Source organism: Hydrogenophaga sp. OTU3427, from assembly GCF_038440225.1.
Classification (GTDB): domain Bacteria; phylum Pseudomonadota; class Gammaproteobacteria; order Burkholderiales; family Burkholderiaceae_C; genus Hydrogenophaga.
The window spans coordinates 1-17,659 of sequence record NZ_JASATI010000036.1 but is presented as its reverse complement, the minus strand read 5'-3'; the positions used below and the strand labels follow the sequence as shown (position 1 = coordinate 17,659).

General features: G+C 68.7%; 19 protein-coding genes. 3 read left to right on the top strand and 16 right to left on the bottom strand.

Annotation, left to right across the window (positions count from 1 at the left end; all coding sequences use genetic code 11):
• Window positions 1-35 precede the first annotated feature (35 nt).
• On the top strand, window positions 36-791 hold the full coding sequence (locus AAHB17_RS18165; protein ID WP_342132148.1) for a HesA/MoeB/ThiF family protein: 756 nt from the start codon (window positions 36-38) through the stop codon (window positions 789-791).
• Here the strand turns inward: AAHB17_RS18165 and AAHB17_RS18160 are convergent, their stop codons facing one another.
• Window positions 792-1,310 carry a thermonuclease family protein gene (locus AAHB17_RS18160; RefSeq protein WP_342132146.1) on the bottom strand — a complete coding sequence of 173 codons (519 nt, stop codon included), beginning with the start codon at window positions 1,308-1,310 and terminating at the stop codon, window positions 792-794. It abuts the gene before it with no gap.
• A gap of 152 nt (window positions 1,311-1,462) precedes the next feature.
• On the opposite strand from AAHB17_RS18160, the gene AAHB17_RS18155 reads away from it, so the two are divergent.
• Window positions 1,463-2,041: an NnrU family protein gene (locus tag AAHB17_RS18155; RefSeq protein WP_342132144.1), complete on the top strand. Its 579-nt coding sequence runs from the start codon at window positions 1,463-1,465 to the stop codon at window positions 2,039-2,041.
• Window positions 2,042-2,052: 11 nt separating this feature from the next.
• Here the strand turns inward: AAHB17_RS18155 and AAHB17_RS18150 are convergent, their stop codons facing one another.
• The 10 genes from AAHB17_RS18150 to nudB form a co-directional block, all read right to left on the bottom strand.
• The gene (locus AAHB17_RS18150) at window positions 2,053-2,538 is read right to left on the bottom strand and encodes a 6,7-dimethyl-8-ribityllumazine synthase (RefSeq protein ID WP_342132142.1); all 486 of its coding nucleotides are present in this window, start codon (window positions 2,536-2,538) and stop codon (window positions 2,053-2,055) included.
• 31 nt (window positions 2,539-2,569) lie between these two features.
• A complete protein-coding gene (locus AAHB17_RS18145; RefSeq protein WP_342132140.1) occupies window positions 2,570-3,394 on the bottom strand; it encodes a DUF429 domain-containing protein in 825 nt (274 codons plus the stop codon).
• A 54-nt stretch (window positions 3,395-3,448) separates the two neighbouring features.
• Window positions 3,449-4,330, bottom strand: a complete 882-nt coding sequence (locus AAHB17_RS18140) for an EamA family transporter (RefSeq protein WP_342132138.1) — start codon at window positions 4,328-4,330, stop codon at window positions 3,449-3,451.
• Window positions 4,331-4,395: 65 nt separating this feature from the next.
• The gene (locus tag AAHB17_RS18135; protein ID WP_342132136.1) at window positions 4,396-4,821 is read right to left on the bottom strand and encodes a BLUF domain-containing protein; all 426 of its coding nucleotides are present in this window, start codon (window positions 4,819-4,821) and stop codon (window positions 4,396-4,398) included.
• Window position 4,822: 1 nt separating this feature from the next.
• Window positions 4,823-5,542 carry a GTP cyclohydrolase I gene (folE, locus tag AAHB17_RS18130; RefSeq protein WP_446719618.1) on the bottom strand — a complete coding sequence of 240 codons (720 nt, stop codon included), beginning with the start codon at window positions 5,540-5,542 and terminating at the stop codon, window positions 4,823-4,825.
• Window positions 5,543-5,610: 68 nt separating this feature from the next.
• Window positions 5,611-7,350, bottom strand: coding sequence for an ATP-dependent DNA ligase (locus tag AAHB17_RS18125; protein WP_342132132.1), 1,740 nt, complete (start codon window positions 7,348-7,350; stop codon window positions 5,611-5,613).
• Window positions 7,347-8,363: a ligase-associated DNA damage response exonuclease gene (locus tag AAHB17_RS18120; protein ID WP_342132130.1), complete on the bottom strand. Its 1,017-nt coding sequence runs from the start codon at window positions 8,361-8,363 to the stop codon at window positions 7,347-7,349. Before AAHB17_RS18120 ends, AAHB17_RS18125 begins: the two co-directional genes overlap by 4 nt.
• Before the next feature lie 128 nt (window positions 8,364-8,491).
• A complete protein-coding gene (gene clsB, locus AAHB17_RS18115; RefSeq protein ID WP_342132128.1) occupies window positions 8,492-9,754 on the bottom strand; it encodes a cardiolipin synthase ClsB in 1,263 nt (420 codons plus the stop codon).
• A gap of 7 nt (window positions 9,755-9,761) precedes the next feature.
• Window positions 9,762-10,490 (bottom strand): endonuclease/exonuclease/phosphatase family protein, encoded by a 729-nt coding sequence (locus AAHB17_RS18110; protein WP_342132126.1) that lies wholly within the window; start codon window positions 10,488-10,490, stop codon window positions 9,762-9,764.
• Between the two features lie 24 nt (window positions 10,491-10,514).
• Window positions 10,515-10,988, bottom strand: coding sequence for a dihydroneopterin triphosphate diphosphatase (gene nudB, locus AAHB17_RS18105; RefSeq protein ID WP_342132124.1), 474 nt, complete (start codon window positions 10,986-10,988; stop codon window positions 10,515-10,517).
• 110 nt (window positions 10,989-11,098) lie between these two features.
• Here nudB and AAHB17_RS18100 point away from each other — a divergent pair, with 110 nt between their 5' ends.
• Window positions 11,099-12,259 carry a GGDEF domain-containing protein gene (locus AAHB17_RS18100; protein WP_342132122.1) on the top strand — a complete coding sequence of 387 codons (1,161 nt, stop codon included), beginning with the start codon at window positions 11,099-11,101 and terminating at the stop codon, window positions 12,257-12,259.
• Between the two features lie 114 nt (window positions 12,260-12,373).
• Here AAHB17_RS18100 and aspS read toward each other — a convergent pair whose 3' ends face one another.
• The 5 genes from aspS to AAHB17_RS18075 form a co-directional block, all read right to left on the bottom strand.
• Window positions 12,374-14,173, bottom strand: coding sequence for an aspartate--tRNA ligase (gene aspS / locus AAHB17_RS18095; RefSeq protein WP_342132121.1), 1,800 nt, complete (start codon window positions 14,171-14,173; stop codon window positions 12,374-12,376).
• 53 nt (window positions 14,174-14,226) lie between these two features.
• Window positions 14,227-14,871 (bottom strand): DUF502 domain-containing protein, encoded by a 645-nt coding sequence (locus AAHB17_RS18090; RefSeq protein WP_342132195.1) that lies wholly within the window; start codon window positions 14,869-14,871, stop codon window positions 14,227-14,229.
• A 36-nt stretch (window positions 14,872-14,907) separates the two neighbouring features.
• Window positions 14,908-15,225, bottom strand: a complete 318-nt coding sequence (locus tag AAHB17_RS18085) for an FmdB family zinc ribbon protein (RefSeq protein WP_342132119.1) — start codon at window positions 15,223-15,225, stop codon at window positions 14,908-14,910.
• Between the two features lie 144 nt (window positions 15,226-15,369).
• Window positions 15,370-16,923: a ubiquinone biosynthesis regulatory protein kinase UbiB gene (gene ubiB / locus AAHB17_RS18080; protein ID WP_342132117.1), complete on the bottom strand. Its 1,554-nt coding sequence runs from the start codon at window positions 16,921-16,923 to the stop codon at window positions 15,370-15,372.
• Window positions 16,920-17,486 carry a hypothetical protein gene (locus AAHB17_RS18075; protein WP_342132115.1) on the bottom strand — a complete coding sequence of 189 codons (567 nt, stop codon included), beginning with the start codon at window positions 17,484-17,486 and terminating at the stop codon, window positions 16,920-16,922. Before AAHB17_RS18075 ends, ubiB begins: the two co-directional genes overlap by 4 nt.
• Window positions 17,487-17,659: the final 173 nt, after the last annotated feature.

Below are 17,659 nucleotides of genomic sequence, written 5' to 3'. Positions count from 1 at the left end.
CAACCCCCGACCGCCCTGCTGCGATCCGGCACGCCGTGAACGACGACCAGCTGCTGCGCTACTCGCGCCACATCCTGCTCGACGACCTGGGCATCGAGGGCCAGACCCGCTTGCTGGCATCGCACGCGCTGGTCATCGGTGCAGGTGGGCTGGGTTCGCCGGTGGCCCTGTACCTCGCCAGCGCCGGCGTGGGCCGGATCACGCTGGTCGACCACGACACGGTGGACGCCACCAATCTGCAGCGCCAGGTGGCCCACACCCTGGCGCGTGTGGGCAGCCCCAAAGCCGAATCGGCGCGCGAGGCCATGCGCGCGATCAATCCCGACCCCCAGATCCAGGTCGTGCTGCGGCGCGCCGGTGCCGCCCTGCTGGACCAGCTCCTGCCCGACGCCCAGGTGGTGCTGGACTGCACCGACAACTTCGCCACCCGCCATGCCATCAACCGCGCCAGCGTGCGCCACGGCGTGCCGCTGGTATCGGGCGCGGCCATCCGCTTCGACGGCCAGCTCTCGGTCTACGACCCCCGCGACGGCAACAGTCCCTGCTACGCCTGCGTGTTCCCCGAAAGCGACGACCTGGAAGAGGTGCGCTGCGCCACCATGGGCGTGTTCGCGCCCCTGGTCGGCATCATCGGCACCATGCAGGCCGCCGAGGCGCTGAAGATCCTGTCCGGCATCGGCTCCCAACTCGCCGGCCGGCTGCTCATGCTCGATGGTCGGCAGATGGCCTTCACCGACATCCGCATCGGGCGCAGCGCGACCTGCCCGGTGTGTGCCGTCCGCGGCATCTAGCTAGGGACCTGGGTGGGGCGTTGGCCCCAGCCCACACGGGCCGTGGCGCAGGCGAAAAGCACGCGGTTCTTCCGGCTGGCGCTGGGCAAACAGGCCCCGGCGGCCCTGGCGGGCGGCTTTTTCCTCTGGCGCGTAAGGCCCGGGCTGGCGCTGCCAGCGGGCCGACCAGGCATGGCCCTGCGCCACCATCCAGGCCGCCACATCGCCCTCCGAATCGTTGACCCGGGCCAGCCACCGGTCGTAGCTGTCCTTGCGCAGGAGCTTCACCGACACCGTTCGACGTGCCAGGCGGCGCTCCAGCGCATCGCGCGCCTGCGGCCCATGGGACTGGCAGATCTCCGGCGCGTCCATGCCCTGCAGACGCAAACGCAGCGGTGGCCCGTCCGCCGCCCGGACCCACAGGCTGTCGCCGTCGACCACCCGCAGCACACGGGCCTGCAGCGGCTCGACGCGCGGGTCGCCCTGTGCGTGCGCCAGCGGCACCAGCAACAGCCACATCCACCACCAGCCTTGTCTCATGGCGCGCAGCATACGCCGAGCCCGGCCCGTTTGCCCACATTTTCTGTGGACAAGTCTGGGGATGCCCGCCGGGACCGGTGCGCGAACCCGCATGGCACAAGGCGTCCGACGCGGTGGGCAATAATGCGGCACCCACCACCATCCCCTTCACCATGACGCTGCTCATCCTTGGCCTTGTGCTTTTCCTGGGCGTGCATTCGGCGCGCATCTTCGCCCCCGGCTGGCGCGACCGCACCCGGGACCGGCTGGGCGAAGGGGCCTGGAAAGGCCTCTACAGCCTGCTCAGCCTGGTCGGCTTCGCCGCCATCGTCTGGGGCTACGGCCAGGCCCGCCTGGAACCCACCGCGTTGTGGACGCCACCGCCAGGCATGCGCCACGCGGCCAGTCTGCTCACGTTGGGCAGTTTCGTCCTGCTGGCCGCGGCCTACGTGCCACGCAACCTGTTCAAGGCGCGCTGGGGCCACCCCATGCTGCTGGGCACCAAGCTGTGGGCGCTGGCCCATCTGCTGGCCAACGGCAACCTCGCCGACGTGCTGCTGTTCGGCGGTTTCCTGGCCTGGGCGGTGGCGCTGTTCATCGTCAGCCGCCGACGCGACCGCGCCACCGGCGCCACCTACCCGGCCGCCAGCCGCACCGGCACGGCCGTCACCCTGCTGGTGGGGACCGCGGCCTGGGTGGTGTTTGCCTTCTGGGCGCACGGCGTGCTGATCGGTGTGCGGCCCTTTGGCTGACGAGGTCGCCTTCAGCGCGCGTGGGGCACGCTGAGCCGGCGCAGCGCCTCGACCGTGCGCAGGCAGGCCTGTGCCGCCTCCAGGCCCTTGACCGCAAAATGGCGCATGAAGTATTTGCGGTGTTCCGCGTGCTCATGGAAATGGTGCGGCGCCAGCACCGCCAGAATGACCGGCACATCGGTGTCCAGCTGCACGCGCATCAGGGCGTCGATCACGCTGGCGGCCATGAAGTCGTGCCGGTAGGTGCCGTCGTCCACCACCAGAGCGCTGGCCACCACCGCCGCGTACCGTCCCGACAGCGCCAGGCGCTTGACATGCAGCGGCACCTCGAAGGCACCGGGCACGTCGACGACGTCGATCGCATCGGCCGGCACGCCGCAGCGCGCCATCTCCTGCAAAAAGGCGTCGCGCGCCTGCTGCACGATGTCGGCGTGCCAGGCGGCTTCGACCAGCGCGTAGCGCGTGCCGGGTGTGTGAACGGGTTCGTTCTGGCTCATGGTGTCCCCTTTCGAAAATTTCGCCCGGCCTTCAGGCGGTGACGATCCAGCCTTCCAGTGGATCACATTCGGGCAGTCCATGGCACCCATGGCCCGCCGCTTGCTGCTGTTGTGCCCAGCCGGCCTGCAGCAGGCACAACACGGCGTCCAGCCGGTCGCCGCTGGCGTCGTCCACCAGGGTATCGCGCTGGGCATGGCTGAGCTTGAGGCGCAAGCCCAGGCGGGTGCGGCCCTGCTCCAACGCCTCCACCAGGTCCTTGCGCGCGATCAGGCGTTCCGGCGTCTGCTTGGCCTTGTCGTCGCTCTTGTACGAGCGGCTGCCCAGCACTTCGCGGGCCAGCAGGCCGGGATAGGCCTCCAGCGCGACGCGCTTAGGGTCGCCGCCAGACAGGCGAGGCAGGGAGACACCGGCCGCGCGCAGGCGCGGCACACCCGCGTGCAGCATGAAGGCCACCGGAGGGTTGACCCACTTCATGCTCGGGCTGGAACCCGCCGGGCCGTCGGTGGCACGGTGGGCGAACTTCTGCCCCACCGGCCGCGCGGCACAAAAGGCGGCGAAACGGTCGCGAATGTCGGTGCGTGACAAGGCCGCGTAGTGGTCCATGCAGGCGGCCCAGTCGGTGGGCCAGCCCAACTGCTGCACCAGTTCGCGCGGCAGGCCAAACGGCAGGTCGAAGCCGCCCACCCAGTCGCCCGGCTGGGCCAACCAGTCGCCCCAGGCGTCGAGCGTGTCGAAACCGTCGATGCGCGCCAAGGCCACGCGGCCACCGGCCAGGGCACCGTGGGCCACCACGATGGGTTTGCGCCGCGTCGGGGCACTGGAGAAATCGCAGCCGATGAGGGTGGGCGTGCGCATGACAGCCTCAGAAGATGTGGATGAATCGGGCATGAAGGATTCGTTCACACCTTCTCAGCCCAGCGCCAGAGCGATGACACCCCCGGCGATACATGCGGCGCCAAGCAGGCGGGCCAGGCGGTCGCCCTCGCCCAGCAAGTGGCCGCCCAGCAGCGCGGCGAACAACATCGACACCTCGCGTGCCGGCGCCACGTGTGAGAGCGGCGCCTCGCGCATGGCGTAGAGCACCAGCACGTAGGCCACGGGGCTGATGGTGGCCACCACCAGGGCGTGGCGCCACTGCGTGCGCCACAGTCGCAGGGTGGCGGCGCGGTCGCGCAGGGCATTGGGTGCCAGCAGCGCCACGCGAAAGAAGTTGCCCATGTAGTCGACCAGGATGGGCGACATCAGCAGCACCTTGACCGCGTAGCCATCGACCACGGTGTAGGCGGCGATGAACAGGCCCGTGACCACGCCGTAGAACATGCCCTTGTGCACCCGTTGGCGGGCGGCAGGATCGTGGGCGGCGCGCAGCAGGCCAGGTCCGCCGGCGATCAGGAACACGCCCAGCACCACACCCACGACGCCCGCCATACCCAGGGCCGAAATCCGTTCACCCAGAAAGACGATGGCCACCAACGAGGACAGCAGCGGGCCGGTGCCCCGCGCCAGGGGATAGACCACGGTGAGGTCGGCCTTGCGGTAGCCCCGCAGCAGCACCACGTAATAGACCACGTGCAACACGCCGCTGGCGGCCACGAAGGCCCATTCGGTGGCACCCCACCGCGGCACCTCGGCACGGCCCAGCCACCCGCCCAGCGGCGCCCACACCAGCATCATCCAGACGGCGGTGAAGAAGGCGAAGCGCGCATCGCCCCCGGCCTTCTTGGCCACGATGTTCCAGCCGGCGTGGATCAGACCGGCCAGCACGATCAACAGGAAAGCGGTGAGCGACACGGGGATTCAGAACGGCGAAGGCCGCAGCACCGGCGGCGGGCTGCGGCCTCGGAGAAGGAAGAAGGTCAGGCGCGACCGATGATGGAGGCGGTGGCCATCAGCTCTTCGAGCAGCGCCAGCGACACCTTGCCCGACACCGAATACGGGTCGAACTCGGGCTTCTCGGAGTACTTGAGCACGATGGAGGTGTTGAGCTTGCTCAGGTTGACCTGGCCCATGGTCCAGCCCCCGAAGCGCCGTTCGGTGATTTCCTCGTAGTGCAGCAGCACCACGTCGGCATGGCGCGGGTCTTCGATGATGTGGTTGTAGAGCTTGTTCACCGCCTCGCGGCCGCCTTCGATGGCCTGCAGGAACACACCGCCGCCGTAGCACAGGATGCCGGTGATGCCGTGGTGCAGGTTGTGGTTGCGCGAGGCGTGCAGGATGGACTCGATGGCCTCGGCACTGTCCTTGGACACCGAACGGCTCACGTAAAGCAGACGCACCAGCATGTCAGTTCTTTCGAGGGATGAGCGAGAGGAATTCGCGCCGCAGGTTGGGGTCCTTGAGGAACACGCCGCGCATGACCGAGTTGATCATCTTGCTGTCCATGTCCTTCACGCCGCGCCAGGCCATGCAGTAGTGGCTGGCCTCCATCACGATGGCCAGGCCATCGGGTTGGGTTTTTTCCTGGATCAGGTCGGCCAGCTGCACCACGGCTTCTTCCTGGATCTGCGGACGGCCCATGATCCACTCTGCCAGGCGGGCGTACTTGGACAGGCCGATCACGTTGGTGTGTTCGTTGGGCATGACGCCGATCCAGATCTTGCCGATCACCGGGCAGAAGTGGTGGCTGCAGGCGCTGCGCACGGTAATGGGACCAACGATCATCAGCTCGTTGAGGTGCTCGGCGTTGGGGAACTCCGTCACGCTGGGACCCTTGACGTAGCGGCCGTTGAAGACCTCCTTGAGGTACATCTTGGCCACGCGCCGCGCGGTGTCGCCGGTGTTGTGGTCGTTGGCGGTGTCGATCACCATGGCGTCGAGCACGCCCTGCATCTTCACCGTGACCTCTTCGAGCAGCTTGTCCAGCTCGCCGGGCTGGATGAACTCGGCGATGTTGTCGTTGGAGTGAAAACGCTTGCGCGCCGCCTGGATGCGCTCGCGGATCTTGACCGACACGGGGACGCCGACGTCCTCGTCGTGCCGACCGGAATCGTCTGTGGGGTTCATGCTTGGTTCAACTTTCCTCAACATCCGGGCATGCTAACACCGCCCCCCGCCCCGGCAAGGGGCTGAGGTTATTGCCCGGCGACCATGAGCGCGCGCAGGTCCGTCAGGGTGTTGGCCTCGTGCAGCGGCTTGTCGGGGCGCAGGCGCAGCAGACGCGGGAAACGCACCGCCAGCCCGCTCTTGTGGCGCGGGCTGGCGCCGATGCCCTCGAAGCCCAGCTCGAACACCAGCGTGGGCCGCACGCTGCGCACCGGGCCGAACTTCTCCAGCGTGGTCTGGCGGATCACCGCGTCGACCTGGGCGAACTCGGCGTCGGTCAGGCCCGAGTAGGCCTTGGCGAAGGCCACCAGTTGCAGGGCGCCGGGCTGGGCCGGTTCGCGCCGCGCGATGGCCTCGACCACCGCCTGCGCCTCGTCGGCGCTGGCCGGCGGGCGGCTCCAGACGGCGAAGGTGTAGTCGGTGTAGAGCGCCGCGCGCCGCCCGTGGCCAGCCTGGGCATAGATCAGCACCGCGTCCACCACCATGGGGTCCAGCTTCCACTTGCACCACAGGCCGCCGCCGCGGGTGCGGCCGACACCATAACGGGCCTCGCGCTGCTTGAGCATCAGGCCTTCAAAACCACGCTCGCGGGCCAACGCGCGCTCGGCCGCCAGAGCGGGCCAGTCGGGTGCCGACAGCAGCGGCGACAGCCGCAAGCCGGGGCATTCACCCGCCAGTTGCTCCAGGCGGGCGCGGCGCTGCCACTGCGGCCGCTCACGCCAGTCGGTGCCCTCGGCTTCCAGCAGGTCGTAGGCGACAAAACGCACGGGCAGCTCGGCCAGCAGCTTGCGCGACAGGGTCTTGCGGCCGATGCGCTGCTGCAGCCTGGCGAAGGGCGCCGGCCGGTCCGCGGTGGTGTCCCAGGCCAGGATTTCCCCATCGAGCACGGTGCCGTCCGGCCACGCCGCCGCGTCCGCCACCAGCTCGGGATAGCGCTCGGTCACCAGTTCCTCACCCCGTGTCCACACCCAGACCTGGCCAGCGCGCTGGAGCACTTGCCCCCGGATGCCGTCGAACTTCCACTCCACCAGCCAGGCGGCGGGCTCGCCCAGCAGTGGCGCCCACCGGGCCGTGTCGTCGGGCAGGCGAAAAGCGTCGGCCAGCGGCTGGGCGAGAAAAAAGGGATAGGGCTGGCCGCCGTCCCGCGCGGCATCCAAGGCGCTGCCTTCGGGTGCCACCAGGGCCAGGTAACGCGCCGCGGTGGGCACGGCCTGGGCATCGGTGTAGCCCATCATCCGCCGGGCCACCCGCTTGGGGTCCAGTCCCGCGTGTTCGGCCAGGGCGCGTTGCACCAGCAGCTTGCTCACGCCCACACGGAAGCCCCCACCCACCAGCTTGATCAGCAGGAAACGCCCGCTGGCGTCCAGGGCGCAGAACCACTTCCGCAGGGCCAGGTCCACGGCCTCGGAGGACTGGCCACGCAGGGGAAGCAGGTGCTGGGTCACCCAGTCGTTCAGGCCCAGTTCGGCCAAGCGGTGGTCGGCGTCGGGTGCGTCGGGCACCAGCAGGGCGATGGTCTCGGCCAGGTCGCCCACCACCTGGTAGCTGGCCTCGAACAGCCAGTCGTCCAGGCCGGCCAGCTCGCAGGCCATGGCCCGCAGGGCCGCGGTGCGCACCACCTGGCGCGGCTTGCCCCCGGCCAGGAAATACACCACCCAGGCGGCGTCCTCGGGCGGTGCATCGGCGAAGTAGCGGCGCAGCGCCTCCACCTTGGCCTGGGTGGCGGTGCTGGCGTCCAGCTCGCTGTACAGGCGGGCAAACCGTTTCATGCCGGCGCACCCTCGGGCGGATCCTGTTCGTCGCCGTATTCGGTTTCGAAGGCCTCGGCCAGCAGGCCTTGTGCGCCGAGGTGGCGCACCATCACCGGCACGCTGCCATGGGTGACGATGACCCGCTGCGCACCGGTGGCGGCGATGGCCGACATCAGCCCGGGCCAGTCGGCGTGGTCGCTGAGGGCAAAGCCACGGTCGAAGCCGCCACGCCGCCGCCCGCCACGCAGGCGCATCCAGCCGCTGGCGAAGGCGTCGCTGTGGTCACCGAAACGGCGCAGCCACACACCGCCCAGGGCACCCGGCGGACACAGGACCATGGCGCGGGCGGCGCCGGCCTTGTCGAGCTGGGTGGCGGGCGTGGTCTCGGGCAGCACCACACCGGCGGCGCGGTAAGCGCGGTTGATCGGGTCGGCGGCACCGTGGCAGACGATGGGGCCGATGGACGCATCCAGGCCGCTGAGCAGCCGTTGCGCCTTGCCAAAGCTGTAGCAGGCCAGCACGCTGGCACGGCCCTGGCTGGCGTTGCCGGCCCACCAGGCGTTGATGTCAGCGAACACGAGCGCGTCCGGTTGCCAGCGGTAGATGGGCAGGCCGAAGGTGGACTCGGTGATGAACACGTCGCAGCGCACCGGCTCGAAAGGCGCGCAGGTGGGGTCGGCCGCGACCTTGTAGTCGCCGCTGGCCACCCACACGCGGCCGGCGTGCTCCACCCGGACCTGGGCCGAACCCAGCACATGGCCGGCGGGGTGCAGGGAGACACGCACGCCCCGGTGCTCCACCACCTCGCCGTAGGGCAGCGTCTGCAACGTGATGGCGCCCAAGCGTGCCCGCAGGACCCCTTCGGACGCCTGTGTGGCCAGGTAGTGGGCATGGCCGTTGCGCGCGTGGTCTGCGTGGGCGTGGGTGATCACGGCGCGCTCCACCCTGCGCCAGGGGTCGATGTAGAAATCGCCCGGTGGGCAGTACAGGCCCTCGGGGCGCTGAACGATCAGGTCGTTGGGCAAGGCCACGGCTGCGGGCGTTCTGAATCAAGCGCCATCAGGCGCGCCAGGACAGCACCGGGGACACCGTCGGGCTGGCTCCGCCAGACGGCTGGTGTCGCCCCCCGGGGGGTGACGCGAAGCGGCGCGGGGGGACATCAGTACCTGTGGCCGGTGAGAAACAGGCTGGCCCGCATCACCATGAAGGCCAGCCGGTCCAGCGCACGCTGGGGCCATGGGCGCGCCGCCAGCGCCTGCGGCTGCAGGGCACGGCCGTCGTGGGTCACGATGTGGTGCAGCCGTTCGTGCAGCGCCCGCGCGAAGCCTTCGTCGGCGCTGACCACGTTGGCCTCGCGCGCCAGCAGCAGGCTCAAGGGGTCGAGATTGGTCGAGCCCACCGTGGCCCAGCGGCGGTCGACCACGGCCACCTTGGCGTGCAGGGCGCTGGGCACGTACTCGAAGATCTGCACGCCGGCGCTCAGCAGCTGGTGGAACACCGGCCGCGCCGCGTGGTACTGCATGAAGTGTTCGTATTTGCCCTGCAGCAGCAAGCGCACACGCACACCGCGCGACACCGCCATCACCAGCGCACGGCGCAGCTTGCGCCCGGGGATGAAGTAGGCGTTGGCGATCAGCACCTCGTGGTGGGCCTCGCCGATGGCCTTGAGGTAGGCACGCTCGATGTCGTGGCGGTGGCGCAGGTTGTCGCGCAGCACCAAGGCGGCGCTGCCGGCGTGGGCCATGCCTCTGGATGGCCCTGGTCGGGGGGTGTCGCCCAGGTCGAACAAGGCCGAAAAATCCCCCACCGGTGTGCCGGTGCGCAACGCGTCCCAGGCGGCGCGGAATTCGCGCTGGCGCGCCTTGCGCACCGCCTGCAGACGCCACCACAGGCGCTCCATGGTTTCGGCCATGTCGGCCACCAGCGGGCCACTGACCTGCAGCGAAAAGTCCAGCCGGGGCAGGCTCAGCCGCCCGAGCGCCACGTCGTTGAGGTCATCGATGATGTTGATGCCGCCACAAAAACCCACCCGGCCGTCCACCACGCACAGCTTGCGGTGCAGGCGGCGCCAGCTGCTGGGCAGGGCCATGCCGAAGCGGCCCAGCGGCGCGTACACCCGCCAATACACCCCGGCCTCGCTGAAACGCTGCCGCCAGGCCTCGGGGATGTGGGGCGTGCCGATGCCGTCCACCACCAGGCGCACATGCACGCCACGCCGGGCCGCGCGCACCAGGGCCTCGGCCACCTGCAAGGAGCTGCCAGCGAAGTCAAAGATGTAGGTTTCCAGGTGGACCGACTGGGCAGCGGCGTCCATGGCCGCGACCAGCGCCGGGAAAAACGCCTCGCCGCCCTGCAGCAGCTGCAACCGGTGGCCAGGCTGCGGTCGGGCCGGACGCCAGTCGTCGTTGGGCAACACGGCCATGGTGCGTTCAGAAGGCCAGTTCCGCGATCAGCGGCAGGTGGTCGGACATGCGCGCCCAGGCCCGCCCATGGGGCACCTGGGCCGAGACCGGGTGCAGCCCACGCACGTAGATGCGGTCCAGATGCAGCAGCGGCAGGCGCGAGGGATAGGTCGGCAGGCGTATGCCTTCGAAAGTGCGCAGGTCGAGATCGGCCATGGGCGCCAGCAGCCGGGCGCTCCAGTCGTTGAAGTCGCCGGCCACGACCAGCGGCGCGTTCGCCGGCACCTCGCGCGCGATGAACTGGCCCAGGCGCTGCACCTGGCGTTCGCGGCTGGCGTGGATCAGCCCCAGGTGGACCACCACCACGTGCACGGTGCGCGCGCCCACCTGCACCTCGGCGTGCAGCAGGCCGCGCTGCTCGAAGCGGTGGTCGGACACGTCCTGGTGGCCGGTGGCCAGCACCGGCCAGCGCGACAGCAGCGCGTTGCCGTGTTCGCCGTGGCGGGTGAAGGCGTTGGTGCGGTAGATGGCCTCGTAGCCCTCGGGCGACAGGTAGTCGGCCTGCGCCTGCTCGGGCCAGTGGGCAAACCGCTTCTTGAGCTTGTGGTGGTGGCTGCGCACCTCCTGCAGGCAGACGATGTCGGCGTCGAGCTGCTCGACCGCATGGCCCAGGTTGTGGATTTCGAGCCGGCGCGCCGGCCCCAGGCCTTGCACGCCCTTGTGGATGTTGTAGGTGGCGACTCGGAATCGGTCCATCACGCGATCATGCCACCGGATACCTTAGATGGACCGCGCGCCACCCAGGCGCGGCAGCCACAGGATGGCCTCGGCGTTGGACGGCGAAAAACAGCGTTCGGCCGCATCCGCCCAGGGCCACCAGGCCTGCGCCGTGTGTTCGCGCGGACTCAGGCGCACCGGCAGCGGTGCCGGCACACACAGGCCGAAGAGGCGCTCGGTGTTGTGCGTGACACCGGGCGCGTAGCGGTGGCGCCAATGCGGGTAGATCTCGTAGACGTTTTCCAGCGCCCAGTCGCGCAGGTGGTGGCCGGGCGCCCGCGCGTCCAGACCCGTTTCCTCGCGCACCTCGCGCGCGGCGGTGGCGGCCCAGGTTTCCTGGGCAAAGTCCTTGGCACCCGTGACCGACTGCCAGAAACCCGGCGCGTCGGCGCGCTCGATCAGCAGCACCTGCAGATCGGGCGTGTGGATCACCACCAGCACCGATTGCGGGATCTTGAAGGGGCGTATGTCGGTCATCGGGTGGTGGTGCGGCACGGGGACAGTGTGGCAAGAAAGTCGAAACGAACCGCAGCGCGAGGGGCTCGAGCACGTTTCAAACTGCGCATAAGTGTTAAATTTTGCGTCCAATGCCGGATCTTCACTACCCCACGGTCAGCCTGATCGTCGCCATTGTCAATGGCGTGGCGATCCTGGTGATGGCGGCCCTGTGGTACATCAACCGCGATGTGCCCGGCCCCGGCGTGTGGACCCTGGCCGCCATCAGCAGCGGCCTGGGTTTTGTCGCGGTGATCCTGCGCCCGCAGCTGGGCAGCGCTTTTTCACCGGTCAACAACACCCTCCTGGTGGGTGCGGCGCTGCTGCACGTGGAAGGGCTGCTGCGCTTCAAGCAACTGGGCCGGCCCCAGTGGCGCTGGCTCTGGTCGGTCGCCGTGCTGGTGGTGGCCGCGGTGATCGCCACCATGCACCGGGACAACGCACAGGCCCGCTACATGCTGCAGGACCCCTTGATCATGACGGTGCTGCTGACCACCGCCGGCCTGCTGCTGTGGCGCAACGAGGGCCGCTGGCGGGTGATCTACGGCGTCTGCGCCGCCTTCGTGGCCATGGCCGCCCTGGCCTTTGTGCTGCGCTGGTCCATCGTCATGCGGGCACCGCCGGGCAGCGACATGTTGCAGCACCCGGTGATGGGCATTGTTTTCCTGCTGCTGCTCACGCACAACCTGGCCTGGATCTGCGGCATGAGCCTGGCGGTCAACCTGCGGGTGCAGGAACGGCTGCAGAAGATGGCGCTCAACGACCCCCTGACCGGCCTGGCCAACCGCCGCCAGCTGGACGCCTTCGCGAGCCAGGCCTTGCGCCGGGCCGAGCGGCGGGGCGAACACATGGCCGTTGTCGTGCTGGACCTGGACGGGTTCAAGGCGCTGAACGACCGCCACGGCCACGCGGCCGGCGACGGTGTGCTGCGCGAGGTGGCCAAGCGGGCCCAGAACGCCACCCGCAGCACCGACCTGGTGGCGCGCCTGGGCGGCGACGAATTCGTGGTGATGCTGGAGGGCGAGAGCCGAGAGGCCCTGGATCAGGCGGTGAACCGGCTGAAGCGGGAACTGCGCCGGACGCCCCTGTTCGACGGACCGCCCACGCCGGTGGGTTTCAGCATGGGCGTGGCGACCTTCCCTGAAGACGGCGCCCACCTGGTGGCCCTGCTGCGCGAGGCCGACGCCCGCATGTACGGGCAAAAGCGGGAACACGCCAGCACACGCTCCATGGACATCGTGCCAGGGGACTGACCGGGGGTTGTGATCGCTCGGTGACGGTCGACACCGAGCGGATCGGGGTGGCCGGTGCCCTGTTCCGCTCATGTCCTCCGAGCGAGGACATGGGGCGGGGGCACGCGAAAAGACTCAGGCCTTCGCCGCGTCCAGGTTGCGCAGCTTGATGTGCAGTTCGCGCAGCTGCTTTTCGTCCACCGGCGACGGCGCTTGCGTGAGCAGGCACTGGGCGCGCTGGGTCTTGGGGAAGGCGATCACGTCGCGGATGGACTCGGCACCGGTCATCAGGGTGATGATGCGGTCCAGGCCGAAGGCCAGGCCACCGTGCGGGGGCGCGCCGTACTGCAGGGCGTCGAGCAGGAAGCCGAACTTGAGCTGCGCGTCCTCGGGCGAGATCTTCAGCGCGTCGAACACCTTCTGCTGCACGTCGGCGCGGTGGATACGCACCGAGCCGCCGCCGATTTCCCAGCCGTTCAGGACCATGTCGTAACCCTTGGCGATGCACTTCTCGGGCGCCGTCACCATCCAGTCCTCGTGGCCGTCCTTGGGCGCGGTGAAGGGGTGGTGCACCGCGGTCCAGCGGTCTTCTTCCTCGTCGTGCTCGAACATGGGGAAGTCGACCACCCACATCGGCGCCCAGCGCTGCTCGAAGAAGCCCTTCTTCTTGCCCAGCTCGCTGTGGCCGATCTTGATGCGCAGCGCGCCGATGGCGTCGTTGACCACCTTGGCCTTGTCGGCGCCGAAGAACAGGATGTCGCCGTCCTGCGCGTTGGTGCGCTTGAGGATCTCGGCCACGGCGGCGTCGTGCAGGTTCTTGACGATGGGCGACTGCAGGCCGTCACGGCCCTTGGCCACTTCGTTGACCTTGATCCAGGCCAGGCCCTTGGCGCCGTAGATCTTGACGAACTCGGTGTAGGCGTCGATCTCGCTGCGGCTCATCTCGGCGCCGCCCGGCACACACAGGGCGACCACGCGGCCGTTCTTCATCTGGGCCGGCGCGCTGAAGACCTTGAAGTCCACGTCGGCCATGACGTCGGTGAGTTCGGTGAATTCGAGCTTGACGCGCAGGTCGGGCTTGTCGGAGCCGTAGCGGTGCATGGCCTCGCTGTAGGCCATCACCGGGAACTCGCCCAGGTCGATGTCCAGCACGTTCTGGAACACCGTCTTGATCATGCCCTGGAACATGTCACGGATCTCCTGCTCGGTGAGGAAGGAGGTCTCGATATCGATCTGGGTGAACTCGGGCTGGCGGTCGGCGCGCAGGTCCTCGTCGCGGAAGCACTTGGTGATCTGGTAGTAGCGGTCGAAGCCGGCCACCATCAGCAGCTGCTTGAACAGCTGGGGCGACTGCGGCAGCGCGAAGAACTGGCCGTCGTGCACGCGGCTGGGCACCAGGTAGTCGCGCGCGCCTTCGGGCGTGCTCTTGGTGAGCATGGGCGTCTCGATGTCGACGAAGCCGTTGCTGTCGAGGAACTTGCGCACCTCCATGGCCACCTTGTAGCGCAGCATCAGGTTGCGCTGCATGTAGGGGCGGCGCAGGTCCAGCACGCGGTGCGTGAGGCGGGTGGTCTCCGACAGGTTGTCGTCGTCCAGCAGGAAGGGCGGCGTGACCGAGGGGTTGAGCACGTTCAGCTCGTGGCACAGGATCTCGATCTTGCCGCTCTTGAGGCTGTCGTTGGCCGTGCCTTCGGGGCGCGCGCGCACCAGGCCGGTGATCTGCACGCAGAACTCGTTGCGCAGGCCTTCGGCGGTCTTGAACATCTCGGCGCGGTCGGGGTCGCACACCACCTGCACATAGCCTTCGCGGTCGCGCAGGTCGACAAAGATCACCCCGCCGTGGTCACGGCGGCGGTTGACCCAGCCGCACAGGGTCACGGTCTGGCCCATCAGGGCTTCGGTCACCAGACCGCAATAGTGGGTACGCATCGCCATGGCTTGTTTCTCTCTCTTCTCTCGGGGTTCGTCGGTTATCTTGAAAGCGGTCTTCAGGCGTCGGGCAGGACCGCCGCAGGTTTGAGCTTGGGGCTCTTTGGGCTGCCGGGCACGATCACGCCCATGGAAATCACATAGGTCAGGGCCTCGTCCACGCTCATCGCCAGCTCCACACATTGGCTGCGCGGCACCATCACGAAGTAGCCGCCGGTGGGGTTGGGCGTGGTGGGCACGTAGACGCTGAGGCAGTCGTCGGGCAGCTCCTTGGCCACCTCGCCGGCGGGGCTGCCGGTGAGAAAGGCGATGGTCCACATGCCCTCCCGCGGCCACTGCACCAGGATGGCCTTGCGAAAGGCGTTGCCTTTTTCGGAGAACAGGGTGTCGGACACCTGTTTGACACCCGAATAGATGGAGCGCACCACCGGGATGCGGTGCAGCATGGCGTGCCACCAGTGCACCAGCTTGTTGCCGATGATGTTGGACGCCAGCGCGCCGATGCTCAGCAGCACCGCCAGCGCAAACAGCACGCCCAGGCCGGGGATGTGCATGCCCAGCCACTGGTCGGGCTGCCACGAGGCGGGCAACACGCGCAGGGTCTGGTCCAGCGTGGAGACCACCCAGTCCAACACCCAGAGGGTGATGATGAGCGGCACCAGCACCAGCAGGCCGGCAAACAGCCATTTGCGCAGAGCAGCAATCATGGGTGGGGGTTCCAGGTCGGAGGCAAGGGGGTGTCAGTGGCAGGCGCAGGACGTGCCGCAGCCGCCGGCCGAGGCGCCGCCGCTGTCGGCCACCGCCGGCGCGGGCGCTGCCGCCGCATCGGACGTGGCAGCAGTACCCGCGGCCGCAGGGGCGCTCGCGCCACCCGAACCACCACGGAAATCGGTGGCGTACCAGCCCGAACCCTTGAGCTGGAAGCCAGCGGCCGTGAGCTGTTTGGAGAAGGACTCGGCGCCGCAGGACGGGCACACGGTCAGTGGCGCATCGGCCATTTTTTGCAACACGTCCTTGGCGTGACCGCAGGACGCACACTTGTAAGCGTAGATGGGCATGGCTTGGACCTGGTGAAAAACCGCAACATGGCCCGAACGGGAGCAGACACCCCTCGGTCAGGCCGATGAACAAAACCCGTCATTATAAATTGGGGCATGGCCCCAGGGCTTCAAGGGGCCACCATCAGCCCAGCCGTGCCGACCTCACCAGAGCTTGACGCGCACCAGCAGCTGCATGGCCAGCAGGCCCAGCAGGAAGCCCAGGCCGCCGTAGAGGATGGCCTGCAACAAGCGGTTGGTGCGACGCTGCTCGTCCATCAGGGCCTTGACCTCGCGCCGCAACTCGTCGGGCCGCTGCTGCAGGTAGTCGTGCAGCAGGCGCGGCAAGGCGGGCAGCAGCTTGGCGTACTGGGGCGCCTCCTCCTTGAGCTGGCGCAGCAGTCGCTGCGGCCCCACCTGGTCGAGCATCCACTTCTCCAGAAAGGGCTTGGCGGTGCTCCACAGGTCCAGCTCGGGGTCCAGCTCGCGGCCCAGGCCCTCGATGTTGAGCAGGGTCTTCTGCAGCAGCACCAGCTGCGGCTGGATCTCGACGTTGAAGCGGCGCGAAGTCTGGAACAGGCGCATCAGCACCATGCCAAGGGAAATCTCCTTCAGCGGCCGGTCGAAATAGGGTTCGCAGACGGTGCGGATGGCGGCCTCCAGCTCGTCCACCCGGGTGTCCCGCGGCACCCAGCCGCTTTCGATGTGCAGTTGGGCCACGCGCTTGTAGTCGCGGCGAAAAAAAGCCGAGAAGTTCTGCGCCAGGTACTCCTTGTCGAACTCGGTCAGGGTGCCGACGATGCCGAAGTCCAGCGAAATGTAGCGGCCGAAGCTGGCCGGGTCCACGCTGACCTGGATGTTGCCCGGGTGCATGTCGGCGTGGAAAAAGCCGTCGCGGAACACCTGGGTGAAGAAGATGGTGACGCCATCGCGCGCCAGGCGCGGGATGTCCACGCCACGCGCGCGCAGCTCGTCCACACGGCTGATGGGCACGCCCTTCATGCGCTCCATCACCATCACCTCGGGGTGGCAGTAGTCCCAGAACATCTCGGGGATCAGCACCAGGCCCAGCTCCGACATGTTGCGGCGCAGCTGGGCGGCGTTGGCGGCTTCGCGCACCAGGTCCAGCTCGTCGTGCAGGTACTTGTCGAACTCGGCCACCACCTCGCGCGGCTTCAGCCGCTTGCCATCGGCCGACAGACGCTCGACCCAGCCCGCCATGACCCGCATCAGGCCCAGGTCCTTCTCGATCACCGGCAGCATGTTGGGCCGCAGCACCTTGACCGCCACCTCGCGGCCGTCGTTCAGCGTCGCGAAGTGCACCTGGGCGATGGACGCGCTGGCCACGGGGACATGCTCGAAGGTGGCGAACACCTGGTCCACCCGGCGTCCGAAGGCGCGCTCGACAGTGGCCACGGCCACGGCGCTCGGGAAGGGCGGCACGCGGTCCTGCAGCGCGGCCAGTTCGTCGGCGATGTCGGGCGGCAGCAGGTCACGCCGGGTGGACAGCACCTGGCCAAACTTGACGAATATGGGGCCCAGGCGCTCCAGCGCCTCGCGCAAGCGCTGGCCTCGCGGCACGCTCAGGTCGCGGCCGATCGACACCCAGCGGGTGAGCAGGCGCAGGAAGGGGTGCTGGAAGCTGGACAGGACCAGTTCGTCCAGCCCATGGCGCAACACCACCCAGACGATGAAGGCGCCGCGGAAAAACCGCCTCATGGCGCGGCCTTGGGCGCGTCACCCGCGCCCGGTGCCGCCGGCATCACCCGCGCCACGAAACCGCGCACGGCCTCGGCCAGCGAACGTGCCTGCCCCACCAGGGTGTGGGCGGCGGCGTCCCCCAGGAATCGCGACAGGTCTTCCTCCATGTCCCAGCGCAGGTTGTCGGCCAACCAGGCCACTTCGGCGGCCAGTTGCACGTCGCCCTGTATGGACACCTCGGGTTTCTGGCCGCTCAGCACCGACTGAGCGATGAGCAGCGGCGACGTCTGCACCAGGGTGATGGTGAGGTCCGGTTCGGCGGCCACCGGGCTGCGTTCCAGCAGACCGGCGGGCGTGGCCGCCAGGCGCAAGTCGAAGCTGCCCCAGCGCACCAGCATGGCCTTGCCACACTGGTGCTTGAGGCGCTCCTGCGCCTGCGGTTCCTGCATCAGCACGTGGTTGGCGAACAGCACCACGCGGTTCTGCAGCTCGGCCACCAGCCAGTCGGGCAGCTGCACCGACGCGGCCAGCGACTGCAGGAAATCAAAGGGGGGAAAAGAAATCGGGGACGCCTGTTTCATGGTCCCCGATTCTGACGGATAAAGCCCACGCGTCAGCCGGCGCGGGTGTATTGACCGGGAACACCGCAGAGCCGGCTTTGCCGGTCTGCTGGTGTTGCCCCCTTGAGGGGGTGCCGGGCCGCCCGCGCCGCGCGGGGGGGGGGGGCCGAAAAAAGAGGAGGTGCCGCCCCCCC

Excerpts from the sequence above, each read along its gene's own strand:
- folE (WP_446719618.1), bottom strand. The coding sequence starts at position 5,542 with ATGAACCCCACAGACGATTCCGGTCGGCACGACGAGGACGTCGGCGTC.
- ubiB (WP_342132117.1), bottom strand. The coding sequence starts at position 16,923 with ATGAGGCGGTTTTTCCGCGGCGCCTTCATCGTCTGGGTGGTGTTGCGC.
- AAHB17_RS18150 (WP_342132142.1), bottom strand. The coding sequence starts at position 2,538 with ATGAGCCAGAACGAACCCGTTCACACACCCGGCACGCGCTACGCGCTG.
- AAHB17_RS18110 (WP_342132126.1), bottom strand. The coding sequence starts at position 10,490 with ATGGACCGATTCCGAGTCGCCACCTACAACATCCACAAGGGCGTGCAA.
- AAHB17_RS18145 (WP_342132140.1), bottom strand. The coding sequence starts at position 3,394 with ATGCGCACGCCCACCCTCATCGGCTGCGATTTCTCCAGTGCCCCGACG.
- aspS (WP_342132121.1), bottom strand. The coding sequence starts at position 14,173 with ATGGCGATGCGTACCCACTATTGCGGTCTGGTGACCGAAGCCCTGATG.
- AAHB17_RS18125 (WP_342132132.1), bottom strand. The coding sequence starts at position 7,350 with ATGAAACGGTTTGCCCGCCTGTACAGCGAGCTGGACGCCAGCACCGCC.
- AAHB17_RS18135 (WP_342132136.1), bottom strand. The coding sequence starts at position 4,821 with ATGCTGGTGCGTCTGCTTTACGTGAGCCGTTCGGTGTCCAAGGACAGT.
- nudB (WP_342132124.1), bottom strand. The coding sequence starts at position 10,988 with ATGACCGACATACGCCCCTTCAAGATCCCGCAATCGGTGCTGGTGGTG.
- AAHB17_RS18155 (WP_342132144.1), top strand. The coding sequence starts at position 1,463 with ATGACGCTGCTCATCCTTGGCCTTGTGCTTTTCCTGGGCGTGCATTCG.
- AAHB17_RS18085 (WP_342132119.1), bottom strand. The coding sequence starts at position 15,225 with ATGCCCATCTACGCTTACAAGTGTGCGTCCTGCGGTCACGCCAAGGAC.
- AAHB17_RS18160 (WP_342132146.1), bottom strand. The coding sequence starts at position 1,310 with ATGAGACAAGGCTGGTGGTGGATGTGGCTGTTGCTGGTGCCGCTGGCG.
- AAHB17_RS18100 (WP_342132122.1), top strand. The coding sequence starts at position 11,099 with ATGCCGGATCTTCACTACCCCACGGTCAGCCTGATCGTCGCCATTGTC.
- clsB (WP_342132128.1), bottom strand. The coding sequence starts at position 9,754 with ATGGCCGTGTTGCCCAACGACGACTGGCGTCCGGCCCGACCGCAGCCT.
- AAHB17_RS18075 (WP_342132115.1), bottom strand. The coding sequence starts at position 17,486 with ATGAAACAGGCGTCCCCGATTTCTTTTCCCCCCTTTGATTTCCTGCAG.